Below are 1,559 nucleotides of genomic sequence, written 5' to 3'. Positions count from 1 at the left end.
TATACCTAAACGAGTTCGTTTACAAGCTTAACAGACGGTATTTTGAGGAAAAATTATTCGATAGGCTAGTAATAGCAAGTATTACAGGATTATGACTAAAAACGGACAATCAATTAACCTTTTAATACTTTTATAACTTTTGCTAAAATAAATATCCTTTTTCTGAAATTTTACCTTCAACACCTTTAAAATGTTTTTTCAAAATAGTCATATCGCTTTCTATATTGCCAGAAGGAAAAACTGGATTTCCTAAATTTACCTCTTTCTTACCAAAATCAAAAGCTACAGGAATAATAGGAACATTTGCTTTCAAAGCAATATAATAAAATCCGGTTTTTAGTTCCGTAACTTTTTCACGGGTTCCTTCCGGAGCAACAGCTAAACGAAAAATTTCCTTTCTTTGGAAAATTGCCGCAATAGAATCGACTTTGTTTAAACCTCCAGAACGATCCAATGGTTCGCCGCCCATATATCTAAAATAAAATCCGAAAGGAAAACGAAACAATTCCTTTTTACCAACCCAGTTCATTTCTAATCCGGTTATTCCTCTGGTAAAAATTCCCAAATAAAAATCATGCGCACTTGTATGCGGCATCACCATCATGACACATTTTTTGATATCCGCATCAATTGTCCCAACTATTTTCCAACCCATAAGCTTGAAAAATATCCATTTGTAAAATTGTTTCTTCATTCTTTATTATTTAGTACAAAATAAATAATTTATATCTTATTTTTGAGTAAAACTGCCACCAATGATTAAAAAAATATTCAGTTATCTAATTCCAATAAAAATTTATGAGACCAAATCTTCGTTGAGTAAATCAATAGAGGTGACTTGGGCAAATGGGGAATTGGTTTTAGATTCTGAAAATGCAAATTATTCGTATGGCAGTTTGCAGCGCATCTTAAGATTAGGATTAAAAAACATTGGCTATGAAAAAATAGTTCCAATGAATCATATTTTAGTTTTGGGAGTTGCCGGTGGAAGCGTTATAAAAACTTTGGTCGATGAAATAAAATACAAAGGGAAAATCACTGGAGTAGAAATTGACCCGGAAATAATAAATATTGCCAACACCTATTTTAAATTAGATAAAGTAAAAAATCTTGAAATTGTAATTGATGATGCTTTCGAATTTGTTTTAAAAACCAAAACCAAATACGATTTAATTATTATCGATATTTTTCAAGATACGACAATGCCTAGTTTTCTATTTGAAACTTTTTTCACCAATAGAATTTGTTCCCTTTTAAAAAGTCGCGGTTTTATTCTTTTCAATACAATGCTATTGAACGAAAGCCAAAATCTAAGAAATAAAAAATACGTTTCTGAATTTTACAATAACCAATTCAAAATAAGAACCATTCCTAGAGTTGAAGTTCATAATGAGTTGATTGTTATTGAAAAAATAGCCTAATACAAAAGCCTTTTTATTTTATTAGACTGCACCCAAAAGTTTAGACAAATTTATAATTAATTTTGATAATAATGAGCTCGATATTGTATCGGGCTCATTTTGTTTAAATTAGACTTGATTCTATCGTTATTGTAATAA

Annotated in this window: 2 protein-coding genes; one reads left to right on the top strand and one right to left on the bottom strand. The window is 29.8% G+C overall.

Annotation, left to right across the window (positions count from 1 at the left end; translation table 11 throughout):
• Positions 1–142: 142 nt before the first annotated feature.
• Positions 143–694 carry a 1-acyl-sn-glycerol-3-phosphate acyltransferase gene (locus QLS31_RS16215; RefSeq protein WP_282744705.1) on the bottom strand — a complete coding sequence of 184 codons (552 nt, stop codon included), beginning with the start codon at positions 692–694 and terminating at the stop codon, positions 143–145.
• Positions 695–755: 61 nt separating this feature from the next.
• Here QLS31_RS16215 and QLS31_RS16210 point away from each other — a divergent pair, with 61 nt between their 5' ends.
• A complete protein-coding gene (locus QLS31_RS16210; protein WP_282744704.1) occupies positions 756–1,421 on the top strand; it encodes a fused MFS/spermidine synthase in 666 nt (221 codons plus the stop codon).
• Positions 1,422–1,559: the final 138 nt, after the last annotated feature.

The sequence above is a fragment of the Flavobacterium sp. XS2P24 genome, from assembly GCF_030010285.1.
GTDB lineage: Bacteria > Bacteroidota > Bacteroidia > Flavobacteriales > Flavobacteriaceae > Flavobacterium > Flavobacterium algoritolerans.
This window is presented reverse-complemented; position numbering and strand designations above follow the sequence as displayed.